The organism is Sphingopyxis indica, from assembly GCF_032879645.1.
Taxonomy (GTDB): Bacteria; Pseudomonadota; Alphaproteobacteria; order Sphingomonadales; family Sphingomonadaceae; genus Sphingopyxis; species Sphingopyxis indica.
The window spans coordinates 1,250,703-1,276,606 of record NZ_CP076394.1; the positions used below are offsets into that span (position 1 = coordinate 1,250,703).

Annotated in this window: 26 protein-coding genes; 22 read left to right on the top strand and 4 right to left on the bottom strand. The window is 67.6% G+C overall.

Translation table 11 applies throughout. The features are described 5' to 3' along the window. Positions 1-189: 189 nt before the first annotated feature. The 4 genes from rplI to KNJ79_RS05965 all read right to left on the bottom strand — a co-directional run bounded on the left by rplI (position 190) and on the right by KNJ79_RS05965 (position 3,236). Entirely contained in the window at positions 190-831 is a 642-nt protein-coding gene (gene rplI / locus KNJ79_RS05950) for a 50S ribosomal protein L9 (RefSeq protein ID WP_089217217.1), read from the bottom strand. A 13-nt stretch (positions 832-844) separates the two neighbouring features. Next, positions 845-1,069, bottom strand: coding sequence for a 30S ribosomal protein S18 (rpsR, locus tag KNJ79_RS05955; RefSeq protein WP_089217216.1), 225 nt, complete (start codon positions 1,067-1,069; stop codon positions 845-847). A gap of 12 nt (positions 1,070-1,081) precedes the next feature. Further along, positions 1,082-1,447 carry a 30S ribosomal protein S6 gene (gene rpsF / locus KNJ79_RS05960; RefSeq protein ID WP_089217215.1) on the bottom strand — a complete coding sequence of 122 codons (366 nt, stop codon included), beginning with the start codon at positions 1,445-1,447 and terminating at the stop codon, positions 1,082-1,084. 406 nt (positions 1,448-1,853) lie between these two features. Next, on the bottom strand, positions 1,854-3,236 hold the full coding sequence (locus KNJ79_RS05965) for a Mur ligase family protein (RefSeq protein WP_317153203.1): 1,383 nt from the start codon (positions 3,234-3,236) through the stop codon (positions 1,854-1,856). Positions 3,237-3,405: 169 nt separating this feature from the next. Between KNJ79_RS05965 and KNJ79_RS05970 the strand changes: the two genes are divergently transcribed. From KNJ79_RS05970 to KNJ79_RS06075, 22 genes are all read left to right on the top strand, one after another. After that, on the top strand, positions 3,406-4,236 hold the full coding sequence (locus KNJ79_RS05970) for an LD-carboxypeptidase (RefSeq protein WP_317153204.1): 831 nt from the start codon (positions 3,406-3,408) through the stop codon (positions 4,234-4,236). 115 nt (positions 4,237-4,351) lie between these two features. Then, positions 4,352-5,290, top strand: a complete 939-nt coding sequence (fabD, locus tag KNJ79_RS05975; RefSeq protein ID WP_317153205.1) for an ACP S-malonyltransferase — start codon at positions 4,352-4,354, stop codon at positions 5,288-5,290. 36 nt (positions 5,291-5,326) lie between these two features. Next, positions 5,327-5,788, top strand: coding sequence for a GxxExxY protein (locus KNJ79_RS05980; RefSeq protein WP_317153206.1), 462 nt, complete (start codon positions 5,327-5,329; stop codon positions 5,786-5,788). 4 nt (positions 5,789-5,792) lie between these two features. Continuing rightward, complete coding sequence (gene fabG / locus KNJ79_RS05985; protein WP_089215067.1) at positions 5,793-6,536, top strand: 3-oxoacyl-[acyl-carrier-protein] reductase; 744 nt, start codon at positions 5,793-5,795, stop codon at positions 6,534-6,536. 29 nt (positions 6,537-6,565) lie between these two features. Continuing rightward, positions 6,566-7,102, top strand: a complete 537-nt coding sequence (locus KNJ79_RS05990) for a hypothetical protein (RefSeq protein ID WP_317153207.1) — start codon at positions 6,566-6,568, stop codon at positions 7,100-7,102. Between the two features lie 73 nt (positions 7,103-7,175). After that, positions 7,176-8,156 carry a cysteine synthase A gene (locus KNJ79_RS05995; RefSeq protein WP_089215065.1) on the top strand — a complete coding sequence of 327 codons (981 nt, stop codon included), beginning with the start codon at positions 7,176-7,178 and terminating at the stop codon, positions 8,154-8,156. Next, a complete protein-coding gene (locus tag KNJ79_RS06000) occupies positions 8,153-8,530 on the top strand; it encodes a hypothetical protein (protein ID WP_317153208.1) in 378 nt (125 codons plus the stop codon). Before KNJ79_RS05995 ends, KNJ79_RS06000 begins: the two co-directional genes overlap by 4 nt. After that, positions 8,527-9,663 (top strand): Gldg family protein, encoded by a 1,137-nt coding sequence (locus KNJ79_RS06005; RefSeq protein ID WP_317153209.1) that lies wholly within the window; start codon positions 8,527-8,529, stop codon positions 9,661-9,663. The genes KNJ79_RS06000 and KNJ79_RS06005 overlap by 4 nt, the downstream gene beginning before the upstream one ends. A gap of 292 nt (positions 9,664-9,955) precedes the next feature. Next, positions 9,956-10,456, top strand: a complete 501-nt coding sequence (locus KNJ79_RS06010; RefSeq protein WP_317153210.1) for a division/cell wall cluster transcriptional repressor MraZ — start codon at positions 9,956-9,958, stop codon at positions 10,454-10,456. Next, positions 10,453-11,433, top strand: a complete 981-nt coding sequence (gene rsmH, locus KNJ79_RS06015; protein ID WP_317153211.1) for a 16S rRNA (cytosine(1402)-N(4))-methyltransferase RsmH — start codon at positions 10,453-10,455, stop codon at positions 11,431-11,433. The genes KNJ79_RS06010 and rsmH overlap by 4 nt, the downstream gene beginning before the upstream one ends. Further along, the gene (locus tag KNJ79_RS06020) at positions 11,427-12,062 is read left to right on the top strand and encodes a hypothetical protein (protein ID WP_317153212.1); all 636 of its coding nucleotides are present in this window, start codon (positions 11,427-11,429) and stop codon (positions 12,060-12,062) included. The genes rsmH and KNJ79_RS06020 overlap by 7 nt, the downstream gene beginning before the upstream one ends. 6 nt (positions 12,063-12,068) lie before the next feature. Beyond that, a complete protein-coding gene (locus KNJ79_RS06025) occupies positions 12,069-13,763 on the top strand; it encodes a peptidoglycan D,D-transpeptidase FtsI family protein (protein WP_317153213.1) in 1,695 nt (564 codons plus the stop codon). Beyond that, a complete protein-coding gene (locus KNJ79_RS06030; protein ID WP_317153214.1) occupies positions 13,763-15,202 on the top strand; it encodes a UDP-N-acetylmuramoyl-L-alanyl-D-glutamate--2,6-diaminopimelate ligase in 1,440 nt (479 codons plus the stop codon). The genes KNJ79_RS06025 and KNJ79_RS06030 overlap by 1 nt, the downstream gene beginning before the upstream one ends. Then, on the top strand, positions 15,199-16,575 hold the full coding sequence (locus tag KNJ79_RS06035; RefSeq protein ID WP_317153215.1) for a UDP-N-acetylmuramoyl-tripeptide--D-alanyl-D-alanine ligase: 1,377 nt from the start codon (positions 15,199-15,201) through the stop codon (positions 16,573-16,575). The genes KNJ79_RS06030 and KNJ79_RS06035 overlap by 4 nt, the downstream gene beginning before the upstream one ends. Continuing rightward, a complete protein-coding gene (gene mraY / locus KNJ79_RS06040; protein WP_089215057.1) occupies positions 16,575-17,645 on the top strand; it encodes a phospho-N-acetylmuramoyl-pentapeptide-transferase in 1,071 nt (356 codons plus the stop codon). Before KNJ79_RS06035 ends, mraY begins: the two co-directional genes overlap by 1 nt. After that, positions 17,642-18,946 (top strand): UDP-N-acetylmuramoyl-L-alanine--D-glutamate ligase, encoded by a 1,305-nt coding sequence (gene murD / locus KNJ79_RS06045; RefSeq protein WP_317153216.1) that lies wholly within the window; start codon positions 17,642-17,644, stop codon positions 18,944-18,946. Before mraY ends, murD begins: the two co-directional genes overlap by 4 nt. Positions 18,947-18,954: 8 nt before the next feature. Continuing rightward, positions 18,955-20,178, top strand: a complete 1,224-nt coding sequence (locus KNJ79_RS06050) for an FtsW/RodA/SpoVE family cell cycle protein (RefSeq protein WP_394357170.1) — start codon at positions 18,955-18,957, stop codon at positions 20,176-20,178. Continuing rightward, entirely contained in the window at positions 20,175-21,356 is a 1,182-nt protein-coding gene (gene murG / locus KNJ79_RS06055; RefSeq protein ID WP_317153217.1) for an undecaprenyldiphospho-muramoylpentapeptide beta-N-acetylglucosaminyltransferase, read from the top strand. Before KNJ79_RS06050 ends, murG begins: the two co-directional genes overlap by 4 nt. Further along, complete coding sequence (murC, locus tag KNJ79_RS06060; protein ID WP_317153218.1) at positions 21,356-22,789, top strand: UDP-N-acetylmuramate--L-alanine ligase; 1,434 nt, start codon at positions 21,356-21,358, stop codon at positions 22,787-22,789. The genes murG and murC overlap by 1 nt, the downstream gene beginning before the upstream one ends. Before the next feature lie 154 nt (positions 22,790-22,943). Beyond that, the gene (murB, locus tag KNJ79_RS06065; protein WP_317153219.1) at positions 22,944-23,840 is read left to right on the top strand and encodes a UDP-N-acetylmuramate dehydrogenase; all 897 of its coding nucleotides are present in this window, start codon (positions 22,944-22,946) and stop codon (positions 23,838-23,840) included. A 205-nt stretch (positions 23,841-24,045) separates the two neighbouring features. Further along, positions 24,046-24,969, top strand: a complete 924-nt coding sequence (locus tag KNJ79_RS06070) for a D-alanine--D-alanine ligase (protein WP_317153220.1) — start codon at positions 24,046-24,048, stop codon at positions 24,967-24,969. Next, on the top strand, positions 24,966-25,904 hold the full coding sequence (locus KNJ79_RS06075; protein ID WP_317153221.1) for a cell division protein FtsQ/DivIB: 939 nt from the start codon (positions 24,966-24,968) through the stop codon (positions 25,902-25,904). Before KNJ79_RS06070 ends, KNJ79_RS06075 begins: the two co-directional genes overlap by 4 nt.

The following is a 25,904-nucleotide window of genomic DNA, read 5'->3' on the forward strand; positions in this document are numbered from 1 at the left end:
GGGCGGGCGGCAAGAATCGGGCGGGAGCGGACGTTCTTAAGCCCCTCCTCTTCAGAGGAGGGGTTGGTCTATGTCCGCTGCCCCCGAAGCCGCCCTTCTGCCCCGCCACCACCCGTGTCCGCGCATGAGAAAAGGCCCCGGAGCATCGCGCCGGGGCCTCTCTTGTCTCAGCAAGCAAAGCGAAGCGGCTCAGGCCTCTTCGTCTTCCTCGCTCGCTTCGTCCTCGGCGGGAGCTTCGTCGGCGGCGGCGTCCGACGGAGGCGTGCCCTCTTCGAACTCGTCTTCGCTGTCGGGCTCGAGCGCCGCGGCGGCCATCGCAGCCTGTTCTTCCTCGAACATCGCGGCGATGACGTCGATGCCTTCCTTCTGCATCTCGGCCTCGTCGGGCGAGCGCGCGACGTTGACGCTGACGGTCACCGCAACCTCGGGGTGCAGCTTGACCTTGACGTCGAACAGGCCGAGCGACTTGATCGGGCGTTCGAGCTCGATCATCGCCTTGGTGACGCCGTTGGCGCCATCCTCGGCCAGCGCGTCGACGATGTCGCGCACCGAAACCGAGCCATAGAGCTGGCCGGTGTTCGATGCCTGGCGGATCAGGACGATCTGCTTGCCGTCGAAGTCCTTGGCCCGGCCTTCGGCGGCGGTGCGGCGTTCGGCATTGTCCGATTCGATCTTCGCGCGATTGGCTTCAAAGACCTTGCGGTTGGCTTCGTTCGCGCGCAGCGCCTTGTTGTTGGGCAACAGGAAATTGCGGGCAAAGCCGTTCTTGACGGTGACGACGTCGCCGATACCGCCCAATTTCTCGATACGTTCGAGCAGGATGACTTCCATCGGTCCGCCCTCCTTACTTCACGATATAGGGGAGCAGGCCGATGTGGCGGGCGCGCTTGATCGCACGGGCCAGCTCGCGCTGCTTCTTGGTGGACACCGCGGTGATCCGCGACGGGACGATCTTGCCGCGCTCCGACAGGTAACCCTGGAGCAGGCGGACGTCCTTGTAGTCGATGACGGGTGCGTCCTTCGCGCTGAAGGGGCAGGTCTTGCGACGGCGGAAAAAGGGTCGTGCCATGGTGCTTTCTCCTTAGTCTTCGCTGTCGCGGTCGCGGCCACGGCCGCCACGGCGTTCCTGCTTGCGCATCATCACCGACGGGCCCTTTTCGAGTTCGTCGACGCGGATGGTCAGCCAGCGGATGATGTCTTCGTTGATCGCCGCCTGGCGTTCGATTTCGGTGACGGCTTCGCCCGGCGCCTCGACCGAGACCATTGCATAATGGCCCTTGCGGTTCTTCTGGATCTTGTAGGCGAGCTGCTTGAGGCCCCAGGTTTCGGTCTTGTGAACGGTGCCCTGGTGATCGCTGACGATCGTGGCGACATTTTCCGCCAGCGCATCGACCTGAGCCTGGCTCAGGTCCTGACGCGCGATAAAGACATGCTCGTAAAACGGCATGGTTGCGCTTCCTTCGATTTGGCCGATCGCTGATTCCGCGCCGATCGCGAAACCCCTCCGGCTGTCGTCCGGCTTTGCCTATTGGTGCAAAGCAAACGGGGCGACAGGCACAAGGCCTCGCCCCGAATGGATCGCGCCTATACAGATTTCGGCGAAAGAAGCAAGGGCTGGGAGAATGGGGCTCGCGCAGAGGCGCAGAGTTCGCCGAGAAGAGAAAGAGTCGGTTCACGCGGAGACGCGGAGGCGCGGAGATGATCGGGCCGAAAGGCCCCTTTCTTACTGCACCGTCAGCTTGCAACGAGGGGTCGCAGGAAAAGGCCGCTTCGCGGCGGGCGCTTTCTCTCTGCGTCTCCGCGTCTCCGCGTGAACCTCGTCACTCTGCGAACTCTGCGCCTCTGAGCGAATCCTATTCCTCAAGCTTCTCCAGCAATTCGCGCCCGAATTCGGTCAGCGTATCGTCGCGCGCGCCAAGGATCAGGATGCGGTCGCCGGGCTGCGCCTCCTCCAGCATCGCCGCACCGCACGCGGCGCGCGTCGTCAGGTGAACCGCATCGCCGCCGCTCCCGACAATATCGGCGACCAACGCTTCGCTGCCGATGCTGCGATCGACGGTGCCGCCGAAATAGACGGGATCGCAGACATAGAGCCTGTCGTCCGTGCGCATCCCCCGTGCGAAGCTCGCGGCGAGTTGCTTGCCCATCTGGCGGAGCGGGCCATAGCCGTGCGGCTGAAAGAAGAGCAGCGCGCGGCCGGGCAGTTCGGCAACGGCCGCAAGGGTCGCGGCGACCTTGTCGGGGTTGTGCGCGAAATCGTCGATCACCGTCACCCCGCCCGCCTGGCCGAGCACTTCGTAGCGCCGCGCGAGGCCCGTAAAACCGGCGAGCGCGGCGACCGACTGCGCGACCGGCACATTGACCGCGCGCGCTGCGGCGATCGCGGCGAGGGCATTCATGGCGTTGTGCCGCCCCGGCATCCGCAGCCGGACCGCGTGACGATCGCCCGCGAAATGAACCACGAAGCGGCAGCCGTCGGGCATCGGCTCGAAATCGCTGCCGCGTATCGCCGCCGCGTCCGAAAAGCCGAAGCGCATCACATTATCGCCCGCGAGCAACGGCGCCGATTCGGGGTCGTCGGCGTTGATCACTGCGATCCGCGCCTTGGCCGCGAAGTCGCCGAACAGGGCGTGCAGTTCGTCGAGGCTCTTGTGGTCGAGGCTGATGTTGGTCACGACCGCGACATCGGGCTGGTAGAGCGCGATCGACCCGTCGCTTTCGTCGACCTCGCTGACATAGGTCGCCGGATCGCCGGCGAGCGCGCTCGCGAAGGGCATGTCATCGCTTGCGAAATTGCGCATCACCGCGCCGTTCATCACCGTCGGCTTGCGCCCGGCGCTTTCGAGGATCCAGCCGATCATGCCGGTGACGGTCGACTTGCCGCTGGTGCCCCCGACGCCGATCGCCTGCGCCGCCTCGTTGAACAGCGCGGCGTTGAGGTCGGCGCGGGTCATGCGCGGCAGGCCGAGCGCGTTCGCGGCCGCGACATCGGGGACGCTGTCCTCGACCGCCGCCGAGGCGATGAGCGTCTGGCCCGCGGCGAGGCCGCTGCCGTCCTGCGGAAAGAGCGCGATGCCGCGGCTTGCGATCCAGTCGAATTTGTCGGCCGAACGGCCCTGGTCGCGGCTGCGGTCCGAACCCGCGACGTGCGCGCCGCGCGCTGCGACGATCATCGCGAGCGGCAGCATCCCCGACCCGCCGATGCCGCAGAAGAAATAGGATTTGTTTTCGGCCATGGCGGCGCGTTATGGCCTCGGCGAAGGGTTTGCAATAAGGGCCGCAAACCCGGAAGGGTGAAACGCCGGTTTTCACACATCGTCACCCCGGACTTGATCCGGGGTTCATTCTTTCGACGCTGCGTGAATGGACCCCGGATCAAGTCCGGGGTGACGGTCAAGGAAGTTAATGATGCGCATCGGAATCGTCGCCCCCTCGACCCCCATCTTGCCCGACGATGCCGAGGCGGTGCGCGCGATCGCGGCGCTCGGCTATCCCGATGTCGAACTCATATTCGACGAGCAATGTTTCGCGGTCCACGGCCATTTCGCGGGCGAGGACGGGCATCGCTTTGCGGCGCTGGTCGAGATGGCGAACCGGCCCGACATCGACGCGATCTGGTTCGCACGCGGCGGCTATGGCGCGTGCCGCATCGCGCAGGAAGCGGTCGCGGCGATGACCGGCGCCGCGCGCGGCAAGGCCTTCCTCGGCTATTCCGACCAGGGCAATCTGCTCGCCTGCCTCTATCGCGAAGGCTTCGATCATGTCGCGCACGGGCCGATGGTCGCCGATATCCGGCGCGAGGGCGGCGACGCGGCGATCGCGCGCGCGCTCGACTGGCTCGTCGCGCGCGATCCCGCCGCGTGCGAGAGCGGGCTCGAGCATGGCGCGCGCCACGCGGCCTTCAATCTGATGACGCTGTCGATGCTGCTCGGCACCCCGCTCGAGCCCGACCTCGCGGGTCATGTCCTGCTGGTCGAAGAAGTGAGCGAGCATCTCTATGCCTTCGACCGCGCCTTTTTCCACATGGCGACCTGCCTCGCGCCGCGCGGGCTGTCGGGCATTCGCCTCGGCCGCGTGAGCGCGGTGCCCGAGAATGACCGCCCGTTCGGCATGGATGCCGAAGAGATCGCGCGCGACTGGTGTGCGCGCACCGGCATCGCCTGGCTCGGCCGCGCCGACATCGGGCACGATGCCGACAACAAGGTCGTGCCCTTCGGCTTGCATCGCGCGGGGTGAAGGAATAGGCGCGGCCATCCTAATCCGTCATCCCAGCGAAAGCTGGGATCGCTGGATCAGAACGCCAACGGTCCCAGCTTTCGCTGGGACGACGAAATGAAACGAGGACAGGGTCATGCGCGCATTCATCTTTCCGGGACAGGGCAGCCAGTCGGTTGGCATGGGCAAGGCGCTTGCCGACGCATCGAGCCACGCGCGCGAGGTATTTCAGGAAGTCGACGACGCGCTCGGGCAGAAGCTGTTCCAGCTGATGAGCGAAGGCCCCGAGGATCAGCTCACTCTCACTGAAAATGCCCAGCCTGCGATCATGGCGAACGCGATCGCCACGCTGCGCGTGCTCGAAAAGGAAGGCGGCGTGACGCTCGCCGCCAAGGCCGACTATGTCGCGGGCCACAGCCTCGGCGAATATAGCGCGCTATGCGCCGCGGGGGCCTTCGACCTCGCGACCACGGCGCGGCTTTTGAAAACGCGCGGGCAGGCGATGCAGGCGGCGGTGCCCGTCGGCGTCGGCGCGATGGCGGCGCTGCTCGGCGCCGATGTCGAGACGGCGCAGAAACTCGCCGACGCGGCGGCCGAGGGCGAGGTCTGCGCGGTCGCGAACGACAATGACCCGTCGCAGGTCGTGATCTCGGGTCACAAGGGCGCGGTCGAGCGCGCGGTCGCCATGGTCAAGGATTATGGGATCAAGCGCGGCGTGCTGCTCCCCGTGTCGGCGCCCTTCCACTGCCCGCTGATGCAGCCTGCGGCCGACGCGATGGCCGAGGCGCTCGCCGCGAGCCCCCCCGCCGCGCCGCTCGTCCCCGTCGTCGCCAATGTGACCGCGGCGCCGGTAAGCGACGCCGGCGAAATCCGCGAACTGCTCGTCAGCCAGGTCACCGGCCGCGTCCGCTGGCGCGAGAGCGTCGGCGCGATGGAAGCGATCGGCGTGACGCAGTTCGTCGAATTCGGCGGCAAGGTCCTCTCGCCGATGGTCAAACGCAGCGCGAGTGGCGAGGTCGAAACGGTCAGCCTGATGTCGATGGACGACATCGAGGCGCTGCTGAAAATCCTGTAGAATATTTCGCGCAGAGGCGCAGAGATCGCAGAGATTATGGCGCAACATATCGACCAGATTTCACATGACGTGATCGGCGTCGCGATGCGCTTGCATAGTGAAATCGGGCCAGGGTTGCTGGAGAGCGTCTATGAGACACTTCTCGCCGGACGATTGGCCGCTATGGGATATAGGATTGATCGGCAGTGGCCGATCAACATCATTTTCGACGGCATAGAATTTACTGAAGTTGCCCGTGTCGACCTGCTGATCGACGAGCAACTGGTTGTCGAGATCAAGTCGGCGGACAGCGTACACCCTGTACATTCAAAGCAGGTTCTCACCTATTTGAAGTTGTTGCATCTACCTGTAGGACTTCTCGTCAACTTTGGTCAGGCCACCTTGAAGGAAGGCATCCGACGCCTCGTCAACGACCATAAGGACTCTGCGTTCTCTGCGCCTCTGCGCGAAAATCAATCTGCACCGACATCCGATATCCAGATGCAAAACAAGGAATAAACAAATGTTCGACCTCACCGGCATGACTGCCCTCGTTACCGGCGCTTCGGGCGGGATCGGCTCGGCCATTGCGCAGGCGCTCGCGGCGCAGGGCGCGCGGCTTGCGGTTTCGGGTTCCAATGCCGAGAAGCTGGACGCCTTTCGCGACACACTCGGCGGCGACCATGTCGCGCTGCCGTGCAACCTCGGCGATGCAGCAGCGGTCGATGCGCTCGTGCCCGCGGCGGTCGAGGCGCTCGGCGGCAAACTCGACATCCTCGTCAACAATGCCGGCGTGACACGCGACAATCTGATCCTGCGGATGAAGGACGAGGAATGGGACGAGGTGATCCGCATCAACCTCGAGGCCAATTTCCGCCTCGCGCGCGCCGCGGCCAAACCGATGATGAAGGCGCGCTTCGGCCGCATTGTCTCGATCACCAGCGTCGTTGGCGCGACGGGCAATCCGGGGCAGGCGAACTATGCCGCGTCGAAGGCAGGAGTCACCGGCATGACCAAGGCGCTCGCGCAGGAACTGGCGAGCCGCAATGTCACGGTGAACTGCGTCGCGCCGGGCTTTATCGCCACCGCGATGACCGACGTTCTGCCCGATGCGCAGAAGGAAGCGCTCAACCAGCGCATTCCCGCGGGCCGGATGGGCGAAGGGAGCGACATCGCCGCGGCGGTCGTTTACCTCGCGTCAAGGGAGGCGGGCTATGTCACCGGGCAGACGATCCATGTGAACGGCGGGATGGCGATGCTGTCCTGACGGCAGGGGTTTTCGGGGGGAATTGGATTATGAAAGCATGGATCGCCGGCGCCGCGCTGGCTTTGGCCGCGGCGCCCGGCGCGGCATTCGCGCAGGACGGGGCCAAGCTCGACTGCATTTCGGGGGCCGCGAGCCCCGAGCTGAAAGCTGCGCTCGGCACCGCGATGGCGGGAAGCGCCGACAAGGCGGGCTATGACTCGCTGTTCGGACGATTTTCGGAAGTCGTCGACAGCTGCGCCGCCGAACACGGCATCGGCGACGAACTCAAGGGCGAATATTTCAACTATGGTCTCGCGCGGATCGCCCGCGACTGGCTGACGGGCGAGATCGCGAAGGCCAGCCTGTCGACGGGCCCGGTCGACAAAGCGCTCGATTTCGGCATCGACGGCACCAACCCCGATCTCGCGAACGACATGAACGAGGATCAGATCATGGCGATCGTCGCCGCCTATCAGGAGGCCGGGGTCGATGTCGAAGCGGTCGACCAGGCGGTGTGGGAAAAGGTCGGCGCCTATGCCGCGGCGACCTCGCTCTATTGGTCCAATCGCCGGAAGCTGACGCCCTGACGCAAAGCCCGGCCTCGCGCGCTGCAAGCGAAGCTCTCTTGCAGCGCTTCGGGGCGCGTCCTAGATCGGTCGCATGATCATTGCGGAAAACAGCCTGAAGCTGATCGGCAACACGCCGCTGGTGCTGCTCAAGGGGCCGAGCGAAGCGACGGGATGCGAAATCTGGGGCAAGTGCGAATATGCCAACCCCGGCGGCTCGGTAAAGGATCGCGCGGCGCTCTATATCGTCCGCGACGCCGAAGCGAACGGCAGCCTGCGTCCCGGCGGCACGATCGTCGAGGGGACCGCGGGCAACACCGGCATCGGGCTGGCGCTCGTCGGCAATGCGCTTGGCTACAAGACGATCATCGTCATGCCCGACAACCAGAGCGCCGAGAAAATGGCGACGATCCGCGCGCTCGGCGCCGAGCTGGTGCTCGTGCCGCCCGCGCCCTTCGCCAATCCGGGGCATTTCGTCCACACCTCGCGCCGGATCGCCGAGGAAACCGACAATGCGATCTGGGCCAACCAGTTCGACAATATCGCCAACCGCAAGGCGCATGTGCATGGCACCGCCGAGGAGATCTGGACGCAGATGGAGGGGCGCATCGACGGCTTCACCTGCGCCGCGGGCACCGGCGGCACGATCGCCGGCACCGGGCTGGGGCTGAAGGCGAAGGATGCGAGCATCACCATTGCGCTCACCGATCCGCACGGGGCGGGGCTCTATAATTATTACAAATGCGGCGAATTGAAGCCCGAGGGATCGAGCGTCGCCGAGGGGATCGGGCAGAACCGCATCACCGCCAATCTCGAAGGCGCGCCGATCGACACGCAGTTCCGCATTTCCGACGCCGAGGGGCTGGCGGTCGTGCGCCGCCTGCTGGACGAGGAAGGATTGTGCCTCGGCCTGTCGTCGGGGATCAACGTCGCGGGCGCGATGGCGCTCGCGCGCCAGCTCGGCCCCGGCAAGCGCATTGCAACCATCCTGTGCGACAGCGGGTTTCGCTATCTCTCGACGCTCTTCAACCCTGAGTGGCTGGCGAGCAAGGGGCTGGCGGAGGAGGCCGCATGAATCAGGTCCAGACTTGGCGCGAAACCGCCGCGGCGCCCGTCACCGCACCGGCACCGCCGAGCGACACGATGCGGCGGCTTCAGATCGGTATCGCAGGGCTGCTCGCGGTGTTGCTTCTCGTCGGCCTCGCGGGCTTGATCGGCGACCGGGCGCGCGAAAATGCCGCGAAGGACGCCGCGACCGCGATCGAGGTCAAGATGCCCGGACCGCAGCCGAAGCCGGCGAGCGCGCCGCTCGAAGAACTGGGCGTGCAGCCGGTCTCGAAGGACGAGAATGAGGATATGTCGGTGAAGGTGCCGCAGCCTACGCCGACTGTCCCCGACCTCGAACCGGATCCCGAATTGCAGCGCGCCCGCCAGTCGAAGGGACAGTGACCGCCGCCTGGCGTTCCGCGGTTGCGGCGGCGCTGGGGCTGGCACTGGCCTGGGCGCTGGGCGGGCAGGCGCTGCTCGGCCGGATCGACCCCGCGCTCGCTTTCCCGATGCTCATCCTGCCGATGCTGCTGCTCGCCTGGTGGCAGCGTGCCGATCCGCGCCAGCTGAAGTTGCGGTCGGTGGCTGCGACGCTGGCCCTGCTGCTTGCGGCGCAGGCGATGCTGGCCTGGTGGCTGTCGGACGCTTTCGCGTGGAAGCAGCTTCTTCTGATCCTTATGGGCGGCGCGTTGGCCGCCTGGCTCGCCGACCTCGTCTTGCAGCGACGTGGTGGATGGCGGCGGATATTGTTGGCCGCCGCGCTGGCGATTGGCTGGTTTGGTGCGGGCCATGCGCTGCTTGCCGCGCTTTATGCATCGCGTCTCGCCGCCGATCCGCGCCCCGTCGTCATGCTCACGGGCCTGCCGCTGCGCTGGGCGGGGGAGGGCGATCTCGCGGCGATGGTGGCGCGGGGGGCTGACGAGGACCCGGCGCTCATGCGTATCGAGGCGACCGGCCCGCTCGACCTCGTCGACAGCCTCGCCGATCATCCGCCGCCGGCGGGGTCCGCGCTGCTGCTCGCGCATCCGCGGGCGCTGGCGGCGCAGGATCTCGTCGCGATCGACGCTTTCGTGCGCGGCGGCGGCGACGCGGTGATCCTGGCCGATGCGCTCTCGGGCTGGCCGATCCGTCACCCGCTCGGCGATCCGCGCAACCCGCCGGTGACGAGCCTGCTCACGGCGCTGCTCGCGCATTGGGGCATCACGCTCGCCGCGGCGCCGGTTGGCGAGCGCGCGGCTCGCTCCTTCGATCTCGACGGCGAGCGCGTGCGGCTGTTCAGCGCGGGGCGCTTCGAGGTGCTGCCGCGCGGATGCCGCGCCTTTGCGGGCCGGCGCATCGCGCGCTGTCCGATCGGCAAGGGGACGGTGTGGCTCGTCGGCGACGCCGACCTTCTCTTCGCGCCTTTGTGGCAGCCACTCGTGCCGGGCGCCGCGCATCTGCGCTGCGCCGATACGATGGAGTGGCTCGATGCGCGGCTGCGCGGCGCGGCGATGCGCGGCGCGGTGCTGCGGCCGCTCTGGATTCGCGCAGACTGATCCGCCGCGTTTCGGCGCGCTTCCCCCTTCCAATCCGGCCCCTGAAAGGCGCGGCCCGCCCGGCCGGTCGTCGCCATTTTCCCGTTCGGCGCTGGTGTTTGCCCTGTTTTTGGGGCAAATTTGGGTTGATTTCCCTAATTCACCCTAATTTTCCCCTTTTCACCCCAATTGATTGTTGATACTCACGGAATCGGAGAGGGGCAATCTCCGCCCGAGTCACTTCGCCCGGAATCGCGCGATTCCCGGATCGGGAAAGTTTTGCCCGCAGGCGCGAGGAACGGGGGCAAGAGCGATGGCGGTTGTGACGCCCGGCCGATACTCGGGCACCAACTTCGCCGCGATTGATGGCAAGGGGCGCATCGCCGTCCCTTCGCAGTTCCGCAACAATGTGCCCCTCAATGCGGACGGTCAGCGCGTGCTCTGGGTCGGCTTTCACGAAAAGCTGCCCTGCCTCGTCGCTTATGGTCAGGATCAGTACGACCGCCTCTCGGACGAGATCGAGCGCGACCGCGCGGCCGCGCTCGCGCGCAACCTCGACTTCGACGAGGATGAGGCGTTCAAGCAGCGCTTCAGCTATACCGAGGCCTATACGCTCGACGACAGCGGGCGCTTCCTTCCCAATTTCACCGCGCGCGACCGCGTCGGCGAGACGGGCGCGACGGCGTTCGTCGGATCGGGCCGCCGCTTCGAAATCTGGTGGCTGCCGACGCTCGCCGAATGCGCCGCCGCCGACCCGGTGCTCCAGCGGCTCGCCGCCAATTGGGCCGAGACGAAGGGGAGAGGGCGCAAATGAACGACCTGCCCCGCGACCCGCGCCACGATCCGGTCCTGCGCGACGAAGTCGTCGCCGCGCTCGCCATCATGCCCGGCGAGCGTCACGTCGATGCGACCTTCGGCGCCGGCGGCTACACGCGCGCGATGCTCGCGGCGGGCGCCGAGGTAGTCGCGTGCGACCGCGACCCCGACGCGATCGCCGAAGGACAGGCGCTGGTCGAAGAGTCGGACGGCCGGCTGACGCTGATCGAAGGGCGCTTCGGCGAGATCGACCGGCTGCTCGCCGAGCGCGGGATCGAGGCGGTCGACGGCATCGTCTTCGACATCGGCGTGTCGTCGATGCAGCTCGACCGCGCCGACCGCGGCTTTTCCTTTCAGGCCGACGGGCCGCTCGACATGCGCATGGCGCAGTCGGGCGAGAGCGCGGCCGACTGGCTCAACCGCGCCGACGAAGGCGAAATCGCCGATGTGCTCTTTCATTATGGCGACGAGCGCCAGTCGCGCCGCGTCGCGCGCGCGATCGTCGCCGCGCGGCCGCTGTCGCGCACCGGCGAGCTTGCCGCGGTGATCCGCAAGGCGCTGCGGCATCCGCCCGGCGCGCCCAAGGACCCGGCCACGAAGAGCTTTCAGGCAATCCGCATCCACATCAATGGCGAACTCGAAGAGCTGGTCGCGGGGCTGTGTGCCGCCGAGCGCGTCCTGCGCCCCGGCGGCCGCCTCGCGGTGGTCAGCTTTCACAGCACCGAGGACCGGATCGTGAAGAATTTCCTGCGCGAACGCAGCGGAGGCGATGCCCGCGGTTCGCGCCACCGGCCCGCGCCCGTCCCTCTGGCGCGGGCCGCAACCTTCCACCCCCCGGCGCGCAAGGTGCGCCCCGGAAAGGCCGAGGAAGCGCGCAACCCGCGCGCGCGCTCGGCAACGCTGCGCAGTGCGGTGCGCACCTCGGCGCCCGCCTGGCCAGCCGACGACAGGATGAAGGAGGCGATGTCATGTTGATGGCGGCTCGCAAGCTCCAGGGGATCGGCCTGGTGCTGCTCGTACTGATCTTTGCGATGATGCTCTATCCGGTGTCGCTCAAGGTTGCGGCGACGCGCAGCGAACTGGCGCAGATCAATGCGCAGATCGGCCAGACGCGCGACAATATCCGCTATCTCGAATCCGAACTGGCGGTGCGCGCCTCGATGCGCCAGCTCGAACAGTGGAACGCCGAAAGCTTCGGCTATTCGGCGCCGACCGCCGACCAGTATCTCGCGAACGAGCGCCAGCTCGCCTCGCTCGACCGGCTGCCGCGCGTGCGCGGTGCGAACGATGTCGCGCCGGTGCTGATGGCGATGGTCAGCCCGGTCGGGCAGCCCGAAGCAGCGTCCGCCAAGCCCGCGTCGGTGATCCCCGTCGCTTCGGCTGCCGAACCGGCGCCGAAGCCGAAGGCGGCCGCGCCGGCGCCGAAGCCGATCCTCCTTGCCCAGGCCGATACGCGCGCCGGCGTTCGCTCGGATAGTACGCCGCGGATGGTGCCGACGGGCCGCCGCGAACAGCTCGCGATGATCGAAAACCAGCTCCTGTCCGAATCGACGCTCGCCGAACTGAAGCGCGGCGCGGCGGCCGAAGCTGCGGGAGGGCGATAGGGTTCAATGAACACGCTGGTCGTCCGTCCAGCCAGGATACGCACGGCGGGGGTGCGGCAGCAGATATTGCTGACCGCGCAGCAGCGGCTGATGATCCTGATGCTGCTGTTCACGGCCGCTTTTTTCCTCGTTTCGCTGCGCCTTCTCTATTTCGCGATGTTCGATACCTCGACCGGGCGCGGTTCGGGATCGGCGGTGTTCGTGCCCGCGCGCGCCGACATTGTCGATCGCAATGGCGTGCCGCTCGCGCGGACGATTGACGGCTATTCGATCCGCGTCGTGCCGTCGAAGCTGATCAACAAGCCCGCCTATCTGGCCGACGAGTTGCACCGCATCTTCCCCGACATGCCGCGCGAGGAATTGCTCGCAAAGCTCACCGGGCCGCACGCGACCTATATCCGCCGCCGCGCGCTGCCCGATCAGGTCGCGGCGGTGAACGCGATCGGCGACGTCGGCTTTGATTTCCCGCGCGAAAAGGAACGCCTCTATCCGCAGCTGACGCTCGCGGCGCATGTGCTCGGCTTCACCAATGCCGAAGGCCATGGCGTCACCGGAGTCGAGGGCGCGTTCGACGACCGGTTGACCAACGACGCGACGCGCGGAGAGCCCTTGAAGCTGTCGATCGACGCGCGGGTGCAGGGCGTGCTCGAAAGCGAGCTTGGCTATGCCGTGACCCAGCTTGAGGCGATCGGCGGCGCGGGGATCATCCTCGACGTCCACACCGGCGAAGTGCTGGCGATGACGTCGCTTCCGACCTATAATCCGAACAAGCTGGTCGCGGGCAATACGGAGGCACGGCGCAACGCCGTGACCTATAATCTCTACGAGCTCGGATCGACCTTCAAACCACTGTCGATCGGGGCCGCGATCGACAATGGCGTCGTCACCAGCATGGCGAAGCGCTACGATGCGACCAAGCCGCTCGCGATCGCCGGTTTCCATATCCGCGATTCGCACATGATGAACCGCTGGCTCAACGTCCCCGAAACGCTGATTCACAGCTCGAACATCGTCACCGCGCAGATCGCCGACCAGCTCGGCCGCGAAAAGATGGAGGAATTGTTCCGCAATCTCGAATTCGACGGCCGCCCGCATATCGAGCTCAAGGAGCGCGCCTTTCCGCTGTGGCCGCGCGATTGGGGCCGCGTGACGACGATGACGACGAGCTATGGCCACGGCATCGCGGTGACGCCGCTGCATCTTGCGAGCGCCTATGCCGCGCTCGTCAACGGCGGCCTGTGGCGCCCCGCCACGCTGCTCGAACTCGGCGACAAGGCTCCGCCGAAGGGGCGGCGCGTGTTCAAGGCGTCGACAAGCGCGCGGATGCGCCAGCTCTTGCGCCTGATCGTTGCCGACGGCACCGGCCGCAACGCCGACGCGCCGGGCTTTCGCGTCGGCGGCAAGACGGGCAGTGCCGAAAAGCCGGGCGCCGGCGGCTATCGCCGTCATTCGCTCGTTTCGACCTTCGTTGCCGCCTTTCCGATGGACAATCCGCGCTATGTCGTCCTCGCGATGATCGACGAGCCCAAGGGCAATGCCTTCAGTTCGGGCCAGCGCACCGCGGGCTACACCGCCGCGCCGGTGGTCAAGAAGGTGATCATGCGCGCCGGCCCGATGCTCGGCGTCTTCCCCGACGAAGGCCGCGACGTCGACGTGTCCGAGCTGATCCCGCTCTTGTGGAAGGACGAGAAGGGGGATTGATGCGTCTCTCGGCGCTCCTCGATGCCCCGGCCCAGTCCGACGCCGACCCCGTGGTCACCGGCCTCGCCATCGACCATCGCAAGGTCGCGCCCGGAACGGTCTTCGGCGCCTTCGTCGGCGCGCGCGTCAACGGCGAGGATTTCATTCCCGCCGCGGTCGAAGCAGGGGCGATCGCGATCGTCGCGCGCCCCGAGGCGAAGGTCGAGGGCGCGGTGCATGTCGCCGACGCCAATCCGCGCCGCGCCTTCGCCCGGATCGCCGCGCGCTTCTTTCATCGTTTCCCGGCGACCTGCGTTGCGGTGACCGGGACCAACGGCAAGACCTCGACCGTTGAGATGACGCGCCAGCTGTGGCGCATGGCGGGCTTTCACGCCGCCTCGATCGGGACGCTCGGCATCACGACGTCGATCGACAGCGCGGCAACCGGGCTGACGACGCCCGACATCGTGACCTTTCTCGGCACCATGTCGGGGCTCGCCGCCGAGGGGGTGACGCACGCCGCCTTCGAGGCGTCGAGCCACGGGCTCGACCAGTATCGCACCGAGGGGCTGCCCGTGCGCGCGGCGGCTTTCACCAATCTCAGCCACGACCATCTCGACTATCATGGCACGATGGACGCCTATCTTGCGGCCAAGCTGCGCCTGTTCGCAGAAGTCGTCGAACCTGGCGGCGCTGCGGTGATCTGGGCCGACGATCCCTCGTCCGCACGGGTTCTCGATACGGCGTCCGCGCGCGGATTGCGCACGCTGACGGTGGGGACGGGCGGCGAGGCGCTCCGGCTCGTCTCGCGCACGCCGACCCAGCTCGGCCAGACGCTCGCGGTCGCCGCCGGCGATCTTGAGGTGAGCGTCGACCTGCCGCTGATCGGCGCCTATCAGGCCGCCAATGCGCTCGTCGCCGCGGGGCTCGTCATCGCGACCGGCGGCGATGTGCAGCAGACGCTCGCCAACCTTTCGCGGCTCCAACCGGTGCGCGGCCGGCTCGAACGCGCCGCGATCACGCGCGCGGGCGCCCCCGTTTATGTCGATTATGCGCACACCCCCGACGGACTCGAAGCGGCGCTCGATGCGCTGCGCCCGCACGCGAGCGGCCGCCTGATCCTCGTGTTCGGCGCGGGGGGCGACCGCGACAGGGACAAGCGCGCGGCGATGGGTCGCGTCGCCGCCGCGAAGGCCGACCTTGCGATCATCACCGACGACAATCCGCGCGGCGAAGACCCGGCGGCGATCCGCGCCGCGATCGCCGAGGGCGCGCCCGCCGCGCAGGTGATCGGCGACCGCCGCGCCGCGATCGCCGCCGCGATCGCCGAGGCCGGGGTTGATGACATCGTCTGCATCGCGGGCAAGGGGCACGAGCAGGGCCAGATCGTCGGCGCGGGCGAGGCGATGCGGATCATTCCCTTCGACGACGTCGGCGTCGCGCGCGAGGTGGCGGCATGAGCGCGCTGTGGACCGCACGCGCCATCGCGGGGGCGACCGGCGGGACGGCGAGCGCCGATTTCGTGGTCCAGGGTGTCGCCTTCGATTCGCGCGAGGTGACGAAAGGCGACCTGTTCGTCGCGATGAAGGGCGAGGCGACCGACGGGCATAAATTTATCGACAAGGCGATCGCTGCGGGGGCGGCGGGGATCGTCTGCGAAACCCCGATCGACTTCCCGCACGTCCGCGTCGCCGACAGCGCCGCCGCGCTCACCGCGCTCGGCGCCGCCTCGCGCGCGCGCAGCCGGGCGCGGATCATCGGCGTCACCGGTTCGGCGGGCAAGACGGGAACCAAGGAAGCGCTCTACGCCGCGCTCGACCGCTTCCGTCCCGGCAAGGCGCATCGTTCGGTCAAGAGCTACAACAATCATGTCGGCGTGCCCTTGAGCCTCGCGCGTATGCCCGCGAACGCCGACTATGGCGTGTTCGAAATGGGGATGAACCACGCCGGCGAACTCGCCGAGCTGACCCGCCTCGTCCGCCCGCACGTCGCGATCGTCACGACCATCGCGCCCGCGCATATGGAATTCTTCGGCAGCGAAGAAGCGATTGCCGACGCCAAGGGCGAGATTTTCGAAGGGCTGGAGCCCGGCGGCACCGCGATCATCCCCTTCGACAGCCCGCATTATGCGCGGCTGCGCGCCAAAGCGGAGCGCCATGCCGCGCACGTCGTCAGCTTCGGGCTCGGCGAAGGCGCGGATGTGCGTGCGGTCGACTGGCTGTCCGACGGCAGGGGCGGCTCGCTCGTCACGGCCGAGGTCGAAGAGGCGCTGCTTTGCTTCACCATCGCGCAGGGCGGCGCGCACTGGGTCGCGAATGCGCTCGCGGTGCTCGCCGCGGTGAAAGCGGTCGGCGGCGACCTGCCCGCCGCGGGGCTCGCCTTTGCCGAAATGGGCGGTCTTGCGGGGCGCGGCGCGCGGCACCGGGTTCCGGTCGACGGCGGCGAGATACTGGTGATCGACGAAAGCTATAACGCGAACCCCGCGTCGATGGCGGCGACCCTCGGCCAGCTCGGCGACGAATCCGCGGCGCGCAAGGTGGCGATTCTCGGCAGCATGAAGGAACTCGGCGCCGGCGGCGAGGCCTATCATGCGGGGCTCGCCGCTCCGCTCGTCGCAGCTGGCGTGCAATTTGCCTTGCTTGTCGGCGAAGAAATGGCGCCGCTCGCCAAAGCGCTTGAGGGCCGCATCGATTTCGAGCATGTGGCCGCCCACCCGGCCGCCACCGCGCGGCTGAGGGACCTGATCCGCCCCGGCGACGTGGTGCTGATCAAGGGATCGAATAGCGTCGGCCTGTCGCACTTGGTGACGGCGCTGACTCATGGGGATTATTGATGCTGTACTGGCTGGCGGAATGGCTTGGCTTTCCGGGGGCGCTCAATCTCATCCGCTATCTGAGCTTTCGCTCGGGGGCCGCGGTGGCGACCGCGCTGATCATCGGGCTGTGGATCGGCCCGCGCTTCATCCTGATGCTGCGTATGCGGCAGGGGAAGGGACAGCCGATCCGCGACGACGGCCCGCAAAGCCATCTCGCGAAAAAGGGCACGCCGACGATGGGCGGGCTGATGATCCTGATTTCGTTGATGATTTCGGCGCTGCTCTGGATGGACCTGTCCAACCGTTTTGTCTGGGCCTGCCTGTTCGTCACCGGTGGTTTCGCTGCGGTCGGCTTCCTGGACGACTTCGACAAGGTGACGAAGGCGAGCCACCGCGGCATTCCGGGCCGCGTCCGGCTGCTGATCGAGTTCGTCATCGCCGGGATCGCGGTGCTGCTGATCGTTTCGCGCACCGGCACCGACCTTTATCTTCCCTTCCTCAGCGACGTCTATATCCCGCTCGGCCCGCTCTATTATGTCTTTGCGATGGTGCTGATCGTCGGCTTCGGCAATGCGGTGAACCTGACCGACGGGCTCGACGGGCTCGCGACTTTTCCGGTGATGATCGCCAGCCTGACCTTTCTGGTCATCGTTTATCTGTCGGGCAATGTGAAATTCGCCGGCTATCTGGGCATTCCGCACGTTCCGGGCGCGGGCGAGCTGGCGATCTTCGCTGCCGCGATCATCGGCGCCTGCCTCGCCTTCCTGTGGTTCAATGCCCCGCCCGCGGCGGTGTTCATGGGCGATACGGGCAGCCTTGCGCTCGGCGGCGCGCTCGCGACGATGGCGGTCACCGCGCAGCACGAGCTGGTGCTCGTCCTTGTCGGCGGCCTGTTCGTGGTCGAAGCCTTGTCGGTGATCATCCAGGTCTTCTGGTATAAGAGAACGGGCAAGCGCGTCTTTCGCATGGCGCCGATCCACCATCATTTCGAACAGCTCGGCTGGCCCGAATCGACCGTCGTCATCCGTTTCTGGATCGTGTCGATCGTCCTCGCGCTCGCGGGGCTTGCGACCCTGAAGCTGCGGTGATCACCAGCCGCGCCTTTGCCGGCCGCCGCTATGCGGTGCTGGGACTGGCGCGCTCGGGGCTCGCGACCTCAGAGGCGCTGATCGCCAGCGGCGCCGGCGTGACCGCGTGGGACGACCGCGAGGAAGCGCGCGACGAGGCGATGGCGCTGGGTGCCGACATCGGCGACCCGCTGACGATCGACCTCACCGGCTTTGCCGGGGTGGTCGTTTCGCCCGGCGTGCCATTGAACCGCCACCCGATCGCGGCGCACGCGCGCGAGGCGCATGTGCCGGTGATCGGCGACGTCGAACTTTTCGCCGAAGCGCGCGGTGAGCTGCCGTCGCACAAGCTCGTCGGCATCACCGGCACCAACGGCAAGTCGACGGTCACCGCGCTCGTCACCCATATGCTCGAAAGCGCGGGCATCCCTGCGCTGATGGGCGGCAACATCGGCCTGCCGATCCTCGCGCGCGATCCCCTGCCCGAAGGTGGCGTCTATGTGCTCGAACTGTCGAGCTATCAGATCGACCTTTCGCACAGCCTGGCGTGCGACATTGCGGTGCTCACCAACATCACCCCCGACCATCTCGACCGCTATGACGGATTCGAAGGCTATGCCGCGTCGAAGGCCCGCCTGTTCAGCCTTCAGCACCGCGATCAAGTGGCGATCGTCGCGACCGACGACGGCCCGTCGAAAGCGATCGCGAGCCACATCAACCATCGCCTCTATCGCGTCTCGGCGAAAGACATCGACCCTGCCGATCAGGCGCGCTGGCCCGCGCTGCAGGGGCCGCATAATGCGCAGAACGCCGTCTGCGCGATCGCGGTCTGCCGGGTGCTCGGCCTGAACGACGACGAAATCGAGCGCGGCCTTGCGACCTATAAGTCGCTGCCGCATCGCATGGAATGGATCGGCGAAGCCCGTGGCGCCAGCTGGTATAACGACAGCAAGGCGACCAACGCGGCTTCCGCTGCACCGGCGCTGGCGGCTTTTCCGCCGGCGCCGGACCAGCGTTTGCACTGGATCGCGGGCGGGCAGGCAAAGGGCGACGGGCTCGCCGCCTGCCGTCCATGGTTCGGCCATGTCAAGCGCGCCTATCTGATCGGCGAGGCGATGGAGGGCTTTGCCGAGGAGATCGGCGACGCACTTCCGGTCGATCGCGCGGGGACGCTCGAACAGGCCGTCGCCGATGCCGCCGCGGCGGTGCAGCCGGGCGATGTGGTGCTGCTCTCGCCCGCCTGCGCCTCGTTCGACCAGTATAAGGATTATGAAGAACGCGGCGACCGGTTCCGGGCGCTGGTCAAGGCGCTCGGGGCGTGAGCGGGGGGATGGATATGGAGCGCGCGAGCGAGCGGCCGATTATCGCGGCGACGCGCGGCACGAAACGACGCGGCCCGCGCCTCAGCCGCGCCGACCGCACGCCGCTCGGCCTGTGGTTCTGGGAAATCGACCGCGTGCTCTTGCTTCTCGTGTCGATGCTGATCGCGATCGGCCTCGTCGCGGTCGCCGCCGCGTCGCCGGTCGCCGCGCAGAAGCTGTCAACGACCACCGCGAGCCTCGATCCGCTCTATTATTTCTATCGCCAGCTGATGTGGGTGATTGTCGGCGTGCCGGTGATGCTCGCCATCTCGATGCTGCCCAAGCCGCAGGCGCGGCGGTTCGCCATCTATGGCACGCTCACCTGCCTCGCGCTGCTTTTCCTCGTGCCGCTGATCGGCACGTCGGTGAACGGCGCGCAGCGCTGGATCGGCAGCGGCGCTTTCCGCTTTCAGCCGTCCGAATTTCTGAAGCCCTTCTTTGCGGTATCGCTCGCGTGGGTCCTGTCGCTGCGGCTCCACGATCAGAGCCTGCCGGTCGTGCCGCTGTCCTTCGTGCTGACGGGCGTGATCGCGGTGCTGCTCATGGGACAGCCCGACCTCGGCCAGACGGTCATCTTCGGCGCGACCTGGTTCGTGCTCGTGCTCGTCGCCGGGCTGTCGATGCGGATCATGGCGGGGCTCGGCGTCGCGGGGCTGGTGGGGATCGTCCTCGCCTATTTCTTCTATCCGGTGGCGCAGCAGCGCATCAATATCTGGCTGTTCGAAAGCGGCGACAGCTATCAGGTCGACAAGGCGCATGCGACGCTGACGGCGGGCGGCCTGATCGGCACCGGCCCCGGCGCGGGCCTCGCGAAGTTCCAGCTTCCTGAAGCGCACACCGACTATATCTTCTCGGTGATCGGCGAAGAGTTCGGGATCATCGCCTGCGTCGCGATCGCCATCCTCTACCTCGCGATCATCGTCCGCGTCCTCGTCCGCCTGCTCGACGAGGAGGACAGCTTCCTGATCCTTGCCGTCACCGCATTGATCGCGCAATTCGGCGGACAGGCGATCATCAACATGGCGGTGAACACCCAGCTCTTTCCGTCGAAGGGCATGACCTTGCCCTTCATCAGCTATGGCGGCTCGTCGTTCATCGCTTTGTCGATCGGCATGGGTTTGCTCTTGTCGCTGACCCGGCGGAACCCCTATGCGGCGCGCGTGTCGATGACCCGCAACTGGAACAAGAAATGAGCGCCACCCGCCACTATCTTCTCGCCGCCGGCGGTACCGGCGGCCACATGCTGCCCGCCTATGCGCTCGCTGGCGAGCTGATCGCGCGCGGGCATCGCGTCGCGCTGGTCAGCGACGACCGCGGCTTGAGGATTCCCGGCGCTCCCGCCGAGCTCGAAACGCATGTGCTGCCCGCCGGGCGCGTCCATGGCGGACCGGTCGGCTGGTTCAAGGCCGCGCTCGCGATCCGCAAGGGGCGCGCACAGGCGATCGACCTGATCCGCGACTTCGACCCCGCGGTGGTCGTCGGCTTCGGCGGCTATCCCTCGCTCCCCAGCCTGCTCGCGGCGCGCGCGACGAAGACGCCAAGCGTGATCCACGAGCAGAATGCCGTGCTCGGCCGCACCAACCGGCTGATGGCGGCCCGGGTCGATGCGATCGCCGTCGCCTATCGCAACATCGACCGCTTCCCTGAAAAATGTGCGATGAAACGCCATCTCACCGGCAATCCGGTGCGCGAGGAAGTGATCGCGATCCGCGAGGAAGGCTATCCGCCGCTGCCCGAGGACGGCATATTGCGGCTGCTCGTCGTCGGCGGCAGCCTTGGCGCGACGATCCTCTCCGACGTCGTTCCGGCGGCGGTCGCAATGCTGCCGAAGGCGCTGCTCGAACGCCTGCAGATCGTCCAGCAGGCGCGCGAGGAGGATCTGGAATCGGTGCGCGGCAAATATGCCGAACTCGGCGTCGCGGCCGAATGCGCCCCCTATATCGCCGACCTGCCCGAGCGGCTGCGCTGGGCGCATCTGTTCATCGGCCGCGCGGGCGCCTCGACCGTCGCCGAACTCGCCTGCGCCGGCCGCCCCGCGATCTTCGTTCCCTATCCGCACGCGATGGACGATCACCAGACGTGGAACGTCGTCGATCTGGTCGAGGCGCATGGCGCGCTGTCGATTCCGCAGGCCGACTTCACCCCCGCCGCGCTTGCCAAGCAGATTCAGCGCATGGCGCTCGAACCCGGCGCACTCGAAACCGCGGCGGAAAATGCCGCGCGCTGCGGCTTGCCCGATGCGACGCGCGACCTCGCCGACCTCGTCGAAAGTTTTGCGCCGCCGCCGCTGATGGACGTGATCCGCGTCGGCGCGAGCGCGCCGCGTGCGGCCGCGAGCGGCGTCAGCGCGGCGCGGCGGGAGGCGAAGTGATGCGCGGCGTCGCGACCGACATCGGCATCATCCACTTCATCGGCATCGGCGGCATCGGCATGTCGGGGATCGCCGAGGTGATGCACAATCTGGGCTATCAGGTGCAGGGCAGCGACATTGCCGACTCCTATGTCGTCGAGGGGCTGAGGAAGCGCGGCATCAAGGTCGCGATCGGCCACGCCCCCGAAAATGTCGAGGGCGTCGCCGTCGTCGTCACCTCGACCGCGGTCAAGCGCGGCAATCCCGAGGTCGAAGCGGCGCTCGCCCACCGCATCCCCATCGTCCGCCGCGCCGAAATGCTCGCCGAGCTGATGCGCCTCAAATCGACCGTCGCGATCGCGGGCACGCATGGCAAGACGACGACGACCAGCCTCGTCGCGGCGCTGCTCGATGCGGGCGGGATCGACCCGACGGTCATCAACGGCGGCATCATCAACAATTACGGCTCGAACGCGCGACTCGGCGCGTCGGACTGGATGGTGGTCGAGGCCGACGAAAGCGACGGCAGCTTCCTGCGCCTCGACGGGACGATCGCGGTCGTCACCAACATCGACCCCGAACATCTCGACCATTATGGCAGCTTCGACGCGATCAAGGACGCCTTCGTCGAGTTTATCGAGAATGTGCCCTTCTATGGCGCCGCGATGCTCTGCCTCGACCATCCCGAGGTGCAGGCGATCATCCCGCGCATCCGCGACCGGCGCATCATCACCTATGGCTTTTCGGCGCAGGCCGACGTGCGCGGCACCAATGTGACGCCGGGGCCTGACGGCAACCGCTTCGATGTCGTCGTGCGCGACCGGGACGGAAACAGCCGGACGATCGAGGGCATCCACCTGCCGATGTCGGGGCGCCACAATGTCCAGAATGCCCTCGCGGCGATTGCGGTCGCGCTGCATATGGGGGTTTCGGACGACAGGATCGTGTCGGGCTTCGACGGCTTCGCGGGGGTCAAGCGCCGCTTCACCAAGGTCGGCGAGATCGCGGCGGGGGAGGGCAGTGTCGCGGTGATCGACGATTATGCGCACCACCCGGTCGAAATCCGCGCGGTCCTTTCGGCGGCGCGCGAGGGCGTCGGGGCGGGGCGCGTCGTAGCGGTGGTCCAGCCGCACCGCTTCACGCGGCTGCGCGATCATATGGACGAGTTTCAGCAGGCCTTCAACGACGCCGACATGGTGCTCGCGCTGCCGGTCTATGCCGCCGGCGAAGCGGCGATCGAGGGCGTGTCGTCGGACGCGCTGGTTCAGGGGCTGCGCGACCGCGGCCACCGCCACGCCGCGACGGTGGCCGACGCCGCCGTGCTCGCTGCCGTGCTCGCCGAGGCGATCCGCGCGGGCCAGATCGGCGCGGGCGACAAGATCATCTGCCTCGGCGCGGGCGACGTGACCAAGACGGCGGCGGGGCTGGCGGACGCGGTGGAGGCGGCGGCGTGAGCGGTCTTTCCCAAATCCTCCCCGCTGGCGGGGAGGGGGACCGCGAAGCGGTGGAGGGGGCTCGCGTCCTCACGCAGCGTCGGCGGGCCACGATAGCCCCCTCTGTCAGCCGCTGCGCGGCTGCCACCTCCCCACAAGTGGGGAGGATCGGCTTGTGACCACCGCCACCCTCCCAGCCGTCAGCGGCAAACTCACTCCCAACGCCCCGCTGGCGCCGCTCGTCTGGTTCAAGTCGGGCGGCCCCGCCGACTGGCTGTTCGAACCCAGGGACGCCGATGACCTCGCCAATTTTCTCCGCGATCTCGATCCCGCCATCCCCGTGATGGCGCTCGGGCTCGGCTCGAACCTCATCGTCCGCGACGGCGGCTTCCCCGGCGTCGTCGTGCGGCTCGGCAAGGCGTTCGCGACCGTCGAGGCGGTCGACGCGACGACACTGCGTTGCGGCGGCGGTGCGTCGGGCATTCTCGTCTCGTCGACGGCGCGCGACGCGGGCATCGCGGGACTGGAATTCCTGCGCTCGATCCCCGGCACCGTCGGCGGCTTCGTGCGCATGAACGGCGGCGCTTATGGCAGCGAGGTCAAGGACATATTGGTCGAGGCCGACATCGTTCTGCGCTCGGGCGAGCGCCGGACGCTCGCGCTCGCCGACCTCGGCTACACCTATCGCCACAGCGAATTGCCCGAGGGCGCGGTCGTCGTTTCGGCGACCTTCCGGGGCCGCCCAGGCGATCCGGCGGCGATCCAGGCCGAAATGGACCGCATCTCGGCGAGCCGCGAGGCGTCGCAGCCGCTGCGTTCGAAGACCGGCGGCTCGACCTTCAAGAACCCCGACGGGCGCAAGGCTTGGCAGCTCGTCGACGAGGCCGGGTGCCGCGGGCTGGTGCTCGGCGGCGCGCAGGTGAGCGAGAAGCACACCAATTTCCTCATCAACACCGGCACCGCCACCAGCACCGACATCGAGGCGCTGGGCGAGGAAGTGCGCCGTCGCGTCCGAGAGAAGAGCGGCATAGACCTGCAATGGGAGATTCAGCGCGTGGGAGTGGCGAAGTGAGCGTGGCAAACCAGATCCTCCCCGCTCGCGGGGAGGGGGACCGCGAAGCGGTGGAGGGGGCTCGCGTCCTCAAACAGCGTTGGCGGGCCATTACAGCCCCCTCCGTCAGCCGCTGCGCCGAAGGCGCAGTTTATCCTGAGCGGCTGCTGCAAGCAGCTAGCCGAAGGGCGTCTGCCACCTCCCCACAAGTGGGGAGGATTGGCGGATGACCCGCGGTCCCTGGCATGTCGCCGTCCTGATGGGCGGCTGGTCCGCCGAGCGCGAGGTGTCGCTGTCGAGCGGCAAGGGGATCGCCGACGCGCTCGAAAGCCGCGGGCACCGCGTCACGCGCATCGACATGGGCCGCGACGTCGCACAGCGGCTGGCCGAGGCGAAGCCCGACGTCGTCTTCAACGCGCTCCACGGCGTTCCGGGCGAGGACGGGACGGTGCAGGGCATGCTCGACCTGATGGGCCTCAAATACACCCACAGCGGCCTCGTCACCTCGGTGATCGCGATCGACAAGGAGTTGACGAAGCAGGCGCTCGTGCCGCATGGAATCCCCATGCCGACGGGGGTTATGGTCGACAGCGAAAGCCTCTTTTCCAAGGACCCTTTGCCGCGCCCCTATGTGCTGAAGCCCGTCAACGAAGGCTCGTCGGTCGGGGTCGCGATCGTCAGGGACGACAGCAATTACGGCAACCCCATCGCGCGCGGCTCGGTCGGCCCGTGGCAGGAGTTCGACCGGCTGCTCGCCGAGCCCTTCATCAAGGGGCGCGAGCTGACCGTCGCGGTGCTCGGCGAGCAGGCGCTCGGCGTCACCGAACTGCGCGTGAAGTCGGGCTTCTACGACTATGACGCCAAATATACCGAAGGGCTGACCGAGCATATCTGCCCCGCCGACGTGCCCGCGGAGGTGGCGGAGCGGATGAAAGAGCTCGCGCTCGAGGCGCACCGGCTGCTCGGCTGCAAGGGCGCCTCGCGCTCCGATTTCCGCTGGGACGACGAGCATGGCCTCGCGGGCATCTTCCTGCTCGAGGTCAACACCCAGCCTGGGATGACGCCGCTCAGCCTCGTGCCCGAACAGGCGCGCGCGATCGGCATCGACTATGCCGAACTCGTCGAACGCATCGTGGAGGAGGCGCTGTGAGCGGCACCCGGATCAAGCGCGCCAAGGCGCCGCCGCGCCGCCCCGCGCGGGCGCCGAAAAAGCGCAAGACGGTCAAGACGTCGCGCGTCAACGCGCTGCTCAACGCGCTGCCGGTCAGCCCCGCGACGCTTCAGCGCGCGGCGAACTGGACGATCGGCCTCAGCCTCGCGGCGCTCGTCGCCGTGGGCGCGCACGCGACTGGCGTGACGGCCAAGATCAATGAGGAATGGGCGCAGGCGGTCGGCCGCGCCGGATTTCAGGTCAGGAAGGTCGAGGTGGTCGGGGCCGATCGCATCGACCGGCTCAAGGTCTACGACATCGCGCTCGCGCAAAAGGATCGCTCGATGGCGGCGGTCGACCTCGAAGGGGTGCGCGACGATCTGATGCATTATGGCTGGATCAAGGATGCGCGCGTGTCGCGGCGGCTGCCCGATACGCTCGTCGTCGACATCGTCGAGCGCCAGCCCGCAGCGATCTGGCAGCATGGCGGCAAGCTGTCGCTGATCGACAAGACGGGTATCGTCCTCGAACCCGTTACCGTCGCGACGATGCCCGACCTGCCGCTCCTCATCGGCCCCAACGCCAACCAGCGCGCGCAGGATCTCGACCGGCTGCTCGCGTCGGCGAGCAGCCTCAAGGAATTGCTCGCGGGCGCCACCTGGGTGGGCAACCGCCGCTGGGATCTGCGCTTCCGCAGCGGTGAGACGCTGTCGCTTCCCGAAGGCGAGATGCCGGCGAAAGAGGCGCTCGCCAAATTCGCCCATATGGACGGCGCGAACCGGTTGCTCGGCCGCGGCATCCTGCGCTTCGACATGCGCGACCCCAGCCGTTTCGTGCTGCGCCTGCCGCATGAGGGACAGGTCGCGCCGGCGCAGCTCGAGGACGCGCGCGCCGCCGCCGATGCCGTCGCCGCGGGCACGGCGAGCGAGGGATAG

What these genes read in the sequence shown, in the direction of transcription:
- rplI (WP_089217217.1), bottom strand. Translation starts at nt 831, where the DNA reads ATGGAAGTCATCCTGCTCGAACGTATCGAGAAATTGGGCGGTATCGGC.
- rpsR (WP_089217216.1), bottom strand. Translation starts at nt 1,069, where the DNA reads ATGGCACGACCCTTTTTCCGCCGTCGCAAGACCTGCCCCTTCAGCGCG.
- rpsF (WP_089217215.1), bottom strand. Translation starts at nt 1,447, where the DNA reads ATGCCGTTTTACGAGCATGTCTTTATCGCGCGTCAGGACCTGAGCCAG.
- KNJ79_RS05965 (WP_317153203.1), bottom strand. Translation starts at nt 3,236, where the DNA reads ATGGCCGAAAACAAATCCTATTTCTTCTGCGGCATCGGCGGGTCGGGG.
- KNJ79_RS05970 (WP_317153204.1), top strand. Translation starts at nt 3,406, where the DNA reads ATGATGCGCATCGGAATCGTCGCCCCCTCGACCCCCATCTTGCCCGAC.
- fabD (WP_317153205.1), top strand. Translation starts at nt 4,352, where the DNA reads ATGCGCGCATTCATCTTTCCGGGACAGGGCAGCCAGTCGGTTGGCATG.
- KNJ79_RS05980 (WP_317153206.1), top strand. Translation starts at nt 5,327, where the DNA reads ATGGCGCAACATATCGACCAGATTTCACATGACGTGATCGGCGTCGCG.
- fabG (WP_089215067.1), top strand. Translation starts at nt 5,793, where the DNA reads ATGTTCGACCTCACCGGCATGACTGCCCTCGTTACCGGCGCTTCGGGC.
- KNJ79_RS05990 (WP_317153207.1), top strand. Translation starts at nt 6,566, where the DNA reads ATGAAAGCATGGATCGCCGGCGCCGCGCTGGCTTTGGCCGCGGCGCCC.
- KNJ79_RS05995 (WP_089215065.1), top strand. Translation starts at nt 7,176, where the DNA reads ATGATCATTGCGGAAAACAGCCTGAAGCTGATCGGCAACACGCCGCTG.
- KNJ79_RS06000 (WP_317153208.1), top strand. Translation starts at nt 8,153, where the DNA reads ATGAATCAGGTCCAGACTTGGCGCGAAACCGCCGCGGCGCCCGTCACC.
- KNJ79_RS06010 (WP_317153210.1), top strand. Translation starts at nt 9,956, where the DNA reads ATGGCGGTTGTGACGCCCGGCCGATACTCGGGCACCAACTTCGCCGCG.
- rsmH (WP_317153211.1), top strand. Translation starts at nt 10,453, where the DNA reads ATGAACGACCTGCCCCGCGACCCGCGCCACGATCCGGTCCTGCGCGAC.
- KNJ79_RS06020 (WP_317153212.1), top strand. Translation starts at nt 11,427, where the DNA reads ATGTTGATGGCGGCTCGCAAGCTCCAGGGGATCGGCCTGGTGCTGCTC.
- KNJ79_RS06025 (WP_317153213.1), top strand. Translation starts at nt 12,069, where the DNA reads ATGAACACGCTGGTCGTCCGTCCAGCCAGGATACGCACGGCGGGGGTG.
- KNJ79_RS06030 (WP_317153214.1), top strand. Translation starts at nt 13,763, where the DNA reads ATGCGTCTCTCGGCGCTCCTCGATGCCCCGGCCCAGTCCGACGCCGAC.
- KNJ79_RS06035 (WP_317153215.1), top strand. Translation starts at nt 15,199, where the DNA reads ATGAGCGCGCTGTGGACCGCACGCGCCATCGCGGGGGCGACCGGCGGG.
- mraY (WP_089215057.1), top strand. Translation starts at nt 16,575, where the DNA reads ATGCTGTACTGGCTGGCGGAATGGCTTGGCTTTCCGGGGGCGCTCAAT.
- KNJ79_RS06050 (WP_394357170.1), top strand. Translation starts at nt 18,955, where the DNA reads ATGGATATGGAGCGCGCGAGCGAGCGGCCGATTATCGCGGCGACGCGC.
- murG (WP_317153217.1), top strand. Translation starts at nt 20,175, where the DNA reads ATGAGCGCCACCCGCCACTATCTTCTCGCCGCCGGCGGTACCGGCGGC.
- murC (WP_317153218.1), top strand. Translation starts at nt 21,356, where the DNA reads ATGCGCGGCGTCGCGACCGACATCGGCATCATCCACTTCATCGGCATC.
- KNJ79_RS06070 (WP_317153220.1), top strand. Translation starts at nt 24,046, where the DNA reads ATGACCCGCGGTCCCTGGCATGTCGCCGTCCTGATGGGCGGCTGGTCC.